This is a genomic window from Luteibacter sp. NPDC104163 (assembly GCF_055584245.1).
On record NZ_JBVJMK010000007.1, the window covers coordinates 59376 to 66886 of the forward strand.

The 7511-nt window shown below is 63.9% G+C and carries 6 protein-coding genes; 4 read left to right on the forward strand and 2 right to left on the reverse strand.

Annotated features, from left to right (window positions below):
- Window positions 1-17 precede the first annotated feature (17 nt).
- Window positions 18-1520, forward strand: a complete 1503-nt coding sequence (locus tag ACZ6YI_RS10530) for a right-handed parallel beta-helix repeat-containing protein (protein WP_465778591.1) — start codon at window positions 18-20, stop codon at window positions 1518-1520.
- A 7-nt stretch (window positions 1521-1527) separates the two neighbouring features.
- Here the strand turns inward: ACZ6YI_RS10530 and galE are convergent, their stop codons facing one another.
- The gene (gene galE, locus ACZ6YI_RS10535) at window positions 1528-2505 is read right to left on the reverse strand and encodes a UDP-glucose 4-epimerase GalE (protein ID WP_465778592.1); all 978 of its coding nucleotides are present in this window, start codon (window positions 2503-2505) and stop codon (window positions 1528-1530) included.
- Window positions 2506-2526: 21 nt separating this feature from the next.
- On the reverse strand, window positions 2527-3975 hold the full coding sequence (locus tag ACZ6YI_RS10540; protein WP_465778593.1) for an undecaprenyl-phosphate glucose phosphotransferase: 1449 nt from the start codon (window positions 3973-3975) through the stop codon (window positions 2527-2529).
- A gap of 396 nt (window positions 3976-4371) precedes the next feature.
- On the opposite strand from ACZ6YI_RS10540, the gene ACZ6YI_RS10545 reads away from it, so the two are divergent.
- The 3 genes from ACZ6YI_RS10545 (at window position 4372) to ACZ6YI_RS10555 (ending at window position 7334) form a co-directional block, all read left to right on the forward strand.
- Window positions 4372-4710 carry a hypothetical protein gene (locus ACZ6YI_RS10545; RefSeq protein ID WP_440328070.1) on the forward strand — a complete coding sequence of 113 codons (339 nt, stop codon included), beginning with the start codon at window positions 4372-4374 and terminating at the stop codon, window positions 4708-4710.
- Window positions 4711-4836: 126 nt separating this feature from the next.
- Entirely contained in the window at window positions 4837-5952 is a 1116-nt protein-coding gene (locus ACZ6YI_RS10550) for a polysaccharide biosynthesis/export family protein (RefSeq protein WP_465778594.1), read from the forward strand.
- 44 nt (window positions 5953-5996) lie between these two features.
- The gene (locus tag ACZ6YI_RS10555) at window positions 5997-7334 is read left to right on the forward strand and encodes a UDP-glucose dehydrogenase family protein (protein ID WP_465778595.1); all 1338 of its coding nucleotides are present in this window, start codon (window positions 5997-5999) and stop codon (window positions 7332-7334) included.
- The last annotated feature ends 177 nt before the right edge of the window (window positions 7335-7511 follow it).

The following is a 7511-nucleotide window of genomic DNA, read 5'->3' on the forward strand; positions in this document are numbered from 1 at the left end:
CCCACAGGAGGGTTTGTATGCATCGCCGGACTTTTTTGCGGCATAGCGTGCTGGCTGTCGCGACATCTGCCCTGTTGCCGCTGGCACGCGTGCGCGCTGCGAGCGGGAAGACCTGGTATGTCGACGCCAGTGGCGGTGACGACGCGCACGCGGGCACCAGCGAAGCACAGGCGTTCCGTACGCTCGACCGGCTGAACAAGCAAAGTTTCGGGCCTGGCGACCGGATTCTGTTCAAGCGCGGTGGCGACTATCCGGGTGCGTTCCTGCCAAAAGGCTCGGGCAGCGCCGGCGCGCCGGTCGTCGTCGATGCCTATGGCCAGGGCGCGCTGCCCCACCTGCATGCCGACGGCAAGGCGCCCTCAACGCTGCGCCTGCAAAACCTCGAGTACTGGACCGTGCGCAACCTGGCGATTTCCAACCAGGGGCCGCAGCCAGCCGCGAAACGGACGGGCGTCCACCTGTTCCACCAGGACTTCGGTGTCGCCCACGGCATCACCCTGCAGGGCCTTCACGTGCATCACGTGAATGGCCTGCCGGTGAAGAAGGACGGCGGCGGCAGCGGGATCCTGGTCGAGGCCAAAAGCAAGGACAAGCCCACACGCTATGACGGCCTCACGATCACGGACAACGTCCTCGAGAACACCCAGCGCGACGGCATCCTGTTCCTCGCCGCCGGCAACCGCCAGGGCGGCCTCGCAAAAGGCATCGTCGTGCGTGGCAACCGGCTCACGGGCGTGCCGGGCGATGGCATCCTCGTGCGCGGCTGCGACGGTGCGCTGGTCGAGCACAACACCATCAGCCAGTGCGGTCCGCTGCCACGCGGTGAAGCCGCCGCAGGAATCTGGCCGTTCGACTGCGACAACACCACCGTCCAGTACAACGAGGTCAGCGACCACAAGGCCTACGCCGACGGCCAGGCCTATGACTCCGACTTCCGCTGCCGGAATACGCTGATCCAGTACAACTACAGCCACGACAACGTCGGTGGCATGGCACTGGTCTGCAACGATGGCCGGAGCGGCGGCGATATCGGCAACACGGGCACCGTGGTGCGTTTCAACGTCAGCATCAACGATGCCCTGCGCAAGAGCGACAGCGCGAGCCTCCGCATCTCGGGCCCCGTCGACGGCAGCCAGATCTACAACAACATCATCATCATCCCGGAGAAGCCCATCGCCGGCGCCGAGGTCACCGTGTTCAAGGCGACGAGCTGGAAAGGCGTGCCGAGCAGCACCGCGATCCACGACAACATCGTCGTGGCGCCGCAGTCACCGGGGATCGATATGCAGGTGGCTACAGCGACGAAGCTGGGCGAGAACCGCATGTTCGCGACGGCAGCAGGCGCCGCGAGGGCCCAAGGCGTGCAGGCTGCATCGGCGGCCGACCACGCGATGCTCGATCGCTTTCGCAAGGACCGGCCGAGCCTGGCGCAGGTCAACGCGCTGGTGAAGGCCTGCTTCGCCGATGGCAAGCCGGTACCGAACGCCATGCAGCTGATCGGTCAGCTCGCCACCGGCTAGGCCGGGGTCAGAACCTCGGCTGCAGGTGCCACTGCCACGCGGAGGCGAGGATATCCTCCATCCGCGCCATGGCCGGACGCCAGCCAAGCTCGTCGCGCGCCTGCTGGCTCGAAGCGACCAGCACCGCCGGGTCACCTTCGCGCCGCTCGGCAAACTCGTGCGGCACGGGTCGGCCGGTGACCTTCTCCGCTGCCGCGATCACCTCGCGCACCGTGAAGCCCTCGCCATTGCCGAGGTTGAAAGTGAACGCGCCCTCGTTGCTGGCCATGTATTCGATCGCCAGGAGATGCGCCGAAGCCAGGTCGTTCACGTGCACGTAGTCACGGACGCAGGTACCGTCTCGCGTGTCGTAGTCCGTGCCAAACACTTTCAGGCCCTTGCCCTGCCCCAGTACGGCCTTCAGGACGTTGGGGATCAGGTGCGTCTCCGGATCGTGCGCCTCGCCGATCGACCCACACGACGATGCCCCCGCCGCATTGAAATAGCGTAGCGCGACGGAGCGCAGCCCATAGGCCCTTGCGGCATCCGCAAGCACCTGCTCGACCATCAGCTTGCTCTGCCCATACGGGTTGATCGGCGCGGTGGGGTGCGCTTCATCGATCGTGTCGGAGACGGGGTGGCCAAACACGGCGGCGGTGGATGAGAACACGAGGCGATCGACGCCCGCATGGCGCATGCCATCGAGCAGCACGATGGTGTTACCGACGTTGTTCTCGTAGTACGCGTAGGGATCGATCACGGACTCGCCGACAAGCGAGCGCGCGCAGAAATGCATCACGGCATCGAACGCGTGGTCCGAGAAGACCCGCGCGAGCTTGCCGGCATCGCCGATGTCGCCGTGCACGAACAGCACGCCGTCAGGCACCGATTCGCGATGGCCGGTCGATAGATTGTCGAAGACGACGACCTCATGCGCCCTCTCGATGAGGTAGCGCACCATGTGCGAGCCCACGTAACCCGCACCACCACATACCAGGATTTTCAAGCGTCCGCCCTTTCTACTTGGTTACTGCGATTCTTCAGCCACCGGCTCGACCGGCTGCGCCACTGCGGCGGTGATGCCGGTGCGCGCGGAGGATTGGTTCTCGCTGTGCACGAAGCCCTTGAAGATCGTGAGGAAGATGATCTTCAGGTCGAACGCGAGCGACCAGTGGTTGATGTAGTAGAGATCGTGCTCGATACGCCGGGTCAGGTCGGTATCCCCACGCCAGCCGTTGATCTGCGCCCAGCCGGTGATGCCTGCCTTCACAAGGTGCTTGTGCATGTAGCCGTCGATCTCGCCCTTGAACTGCTCCACGAACATGGGCCGTTCCGGACGCGGGCCGACGATGGACATGTCGCCACGAAGCACGTTCAGGAACTGCGGTAGCTCGTCCAGGCTGGTCTGGCGGATGAATTTGCCGAATCGGGTGGTCGTCTTGTTCTGCGCGCCGCCCCAGGCGACCTTGCCGCTACGCTCCATATCCACGGGCATGGAGCGGAATTTCAGCATCTCGAACTCCTTGCCATCCAGGCCTACGCGGCGCTGGCGATACAGCACAGGGCCAGGGCTGGAAAGCTTCACGCCGATCGCCAGGCACAGCATGATCGGCGCGATCATGAGCAGGATGCCCGCGGCGATCAGGCGATCCTCGACGTTCTTCACGAGCCAGGCATGGCCCTCGAGCGGGCTGGAGCGCAACGTGACGATCGGTACGCCGCCGCAATCTTCCATCTGGTGGTTGATCAGCTGGCGGCCGAGCAGATCCGGCACGAACTTCACCGTGACCACGTGCTGCTCCATGCGGTCCATGGCGTACGTGATGGCGCGATTCGCACTCACGGGCAACGCGAGGAGCACCTCGTCCCATTCACCGCGCTTCAGGATGTCCTCGAGCTCGAGCAGCGATCCGACCTTGGGCACACCATCAGGGATGGCATGGTCGTAGCTCGTCTTCACGTATCCGGTGATGTCCATGCCGAGTGCAGGATTTGCACGCACCTGCTCCAGCATGTGCAGTCCTGAGTCGGTTGCGCCCACAAGGAGGCAACGCGCGATGCCTTCGCCACGCGTGCGCAGCCGACGCAACGCAACAAGCGCAATGAGTCTCACGAGCGAAAAGCCGATGAGACCGAACGGAAGTGTCAGTAACACCCACGCACGCGAGAATGTGTCGCCGATCTTCAGCAGATAGCACATGACCATAAGGCCCGCGAACGCGATGGCCCATGATGCTGCGATGCGCAAGAACTGGCTGATCGGACGCTCACCGAGCGGCTGTTCGTACACCTGGAACAGCATCGAGCACACCAGTGTGAACAGCACGAGGATGACCATGGCCGCCGTGTAGGTGCTATCCATCGCCTGGCCGTCAAAGCGGGCCAGGTACGCCAGATGCGCCGCGGTGACCGCACTCATCAGGTCACCAACACGAAGCTCCAGATCAACTAAGGCGTTGATTTTTTTCAGTTGCATGACAAGTACCTTCTGCCAAGAGACAACACCGGCCAAACCGGCATGCCAAGGTACGTGCCCCCTGTAGGTCCGGCGAGGCTTCATCCCGAAGCTCGTATCGGCCCAACACGCTATTGCCCGAGTCCGCGGAGCACCGGACTCAGTTAGCTCACCACTCTCGCAATGCGGAGAATATGAGTGGATGCTGCATCGCCACGAAAACAACAGCAATCGTGCATCCAGTGAAACCTGACACGTTTCACAGAAACACTCGCTGAATTTCGTCGTTCAGCAGAACGACTTGCTTGTTGACACATAGATAGCGGTGAATGTCTTACGCGTTTTGTCAGCACACAATGCGCAAATGACACGCGTACTCTCATTCAGTTTCTTCTTCACACACGCAGGAGATCAGACATGAAACGTCTGCTAATCGCATGCGCCATCGCCGCCGTCACCGTTCCGCTCCTCGCACAGGCGCAACGCGCACCGGCGCAACCGGCCGCACAGCCGGCAACCGCTGAAAACAACGCTGCGCAGGGCGCTCGCGTCGCTACGCCGGCGCAGGCACGCCAGGCATCGCAAGGCGCGGTCGCACCTGCACGTGTCGGCGCAGGCACTGCGGCCATGGCCGCAGCAACCGGTGCAACGGCAAATTCGGCGACAGGTACGGGCAATGACGGCACCGGTGGTACCGGCGGCACGGGTGGCACCGGAGGCACGGGCGGTACAGGTGGAACCGGCGGCACGCACTGATTTGGTGCTGTGTTCATGAATGGACGTCCAAACGTCCATGTATTCCCGATTGGTTAATGCTGGGTCGGTTTAAGTAGTGGACCGTCCGATTCCGGGCAGTCGTTGTATCCAAGGAATCCGCGCACGATGAAGTTCCTGCCGACCCTCGGTCTGGCCGGATGCTGCATGTTCCTGCATGCATGCGTCCTGGCCCCCGGCCAGCACATGAACACCGGCGAGCTGAACGACAAGCGGACCGCCACGGGCGCCCGCTACCAGCTCGTCCCCATCACACCCAAGCTCATCGCGATGGACAAGGCCTCGGCCACGCCGGCCAGCCTCGATCCCGCACTGACCGCCTACAAGCCCGACGATTACCACATCGGCGCGGGCGATTCGCTGTACATCACCGTGTGGGAACACCCGGAACTCACCTCGCCTGCCGGTTCGCAGCAACAAACCGCCGCCAACGGGCGCCTGGTGCGCCCCGATGGCACCCTGTTCTATCCGTACGTCGGCCAGATCAAGGCGGCCGGGCTCACGATCGAACAGTTGCGGACGGAGATTTCCGATCGCCTGACCAAGTACATCGCGAAGCCGCAGGTCGATATCAGCATCGTCGGCTTTGCCAGCCAGCGCGTCACCATGGGCGGCGCCTTCACGAATACATCACCCCAGAACATTTCGGTCGCGCCGCTGACGCTGTCCCAGGCCGTCGGTGCCGCGGGCGTCAATGCGCAGATCGCCGATCTCTCCAACGTGGTGCTCCGGCGCGATAACCACGAGTACCACCTCGACCTCGACAAGCTCTCGCACACGCTGCAGGGCGGCCAGGACATCTACCTGAAGGGCGGCGACAGCGTCTACCTGCCCTACAACGACAACCACGAGGTGTACGTGCTCGGCGAAGTGCTGCGCCCGCAGGCCATCTCGTTCAAGACCAGCGACCTCAGCCTGACCCAGGCGCTCGGTCGCTCGGGTGGCCTCAACCAGACCAGCGCGCGCGGCAAATCCGTCTACGTGATCCGCGGCGTGGAGAACATGGAAAAGGCTCCCGCCACCATCTATCAGCTCGACAACAACTCGCCCGCCGCGTACGCCGTCGCCGGGCAGTTCGCCGTCGAACCTGGCGACGTGATCTACGTCGGCCCCGCCGGCATCACCCGCTGGAACCGCTTCATCAGCCAGCTCCTCCCGCTATCGGGCCTGATCAACAACGCGGCCACCGCCCAATACAACCTGGATCGCGACAGCCAGTTGTGATGGAGGATGCTGGATACCGATTCCCCGTACTACAGGCGACATGAATGAAGGTCACAATCTTTGGTACCGGTTATGTAGGTTTGGTCACCGGCGCCTGTCTCGCGGAAATGGGTAACCATGTGGTCTGCGTTGACATCGACGAAGCCAAGGTAGAGGGCCTCAAGAAGGGCATCATCCCCATCTACGAACCCGGCCTCGAGCCGATCGTCAAGCGGAACTACGCCGCTGGGCAGCTGGATTTCACGACGGAGCCGGCGTCCGCCATCGCGCACGGCGAGATCATCTTCATCGCGGTGGGTACACCGCCCGATGAAGATGGCAGCGCTGACCTGAAGTACGTGCTCAGCGTCGCGCGCACCATCGGCCAGCACCTCGATCGCTATGCCGTCGTGGTGAACAAGTCGACCGTACCCGTGGGTACGGCGGACAAGGTACGTGGCGCGATCGGCGAGGTGTTCGCCAGCCGTGGAGCCAGCATCGCCTTCGATGTGGTCTCGAATCCCGAGTTCCTGAAGGAAGGCGACGCCGTCGAGGATTGCCTGCGCCCGGACCGCATCGTCGTCGGCGCCTCCAGCGAGCGCGCTGTCGGCCAGCTGCGCAAGCTCTACGCGCCGTTCAACCGCAACCACGATCGCATGGTCGTGATGGATGAGCGCTCCGCAGAGCTCACCAAATACGCCGCCAATGCCATGCTCGCGACGAAGATCAGCTTCATGAACGAGATCGCGAACATCGCCGAACGCGTGGGCGCGGACGTGGAGCTCGTACGCCAGGGTATCGGTTCCGATCCCCGCATCGGCTATCACTTCATCTACCCCGGCGCCGGCTATGGCGGCTCCTGCTTCCCGAAGGATGTGCAGGCGCTCGAGCGCATTGCGCGCGCGCATGACTACGACGCGCGCCTCCTCGCGATGGTGGAGGCGGTGAACCACACGCAGAAGACCCGTCTCTTCGCCCAGATCCTTCGTCACTTCGATGGCGCCATCGCTGGCAAGACCATCGCCCTGTGGGGCCTGGCGTTCAAGCCGAATACGGATGACATGCGAGAAGCGCCGAGCCGCCGGCTGATCGAAGCACTCTGGGAAGCCGGTGCGAAGGTGCGCGCGTATGACCCGGAGGCCCGCGAGGAGACCGCCCGCATCTACGGCAAACGCGACGACCTGGTGCTCTGCGAGAAGCCCTACGAGGCGCTCGAAGGGGCCGACGTGCTCGCGCTGGTCACCGAGTGGAAGGCCTTCCGCGCTCCGGATTTCGCGCGGATCAAGGCGGCATTGAAAGAGCCGGCTATCTTCGATGGCCGCAATCTCTACGATCCGCAGGTGGTCGAGGAAGCCGGCCTCGCCTACTACGGCATCGGCCGCGGCCGTTCGTTGCAACGCTGATTCTGAGCCGACAGAGGGCGCGCCCGTCCTGGGCGCGCCCTTTTTTTATGCCAGGCACCTTGTGGGAGCGGGGGGGGGGGGGGGGGGGGGGGCCCCCCCCCCCCCCCCCCCCCCCCCCCGCCCCCCCACAACACCGCGGGGGGGTTGGGGGGAGTTTTGCCCGGGGGTTTGGGAGCG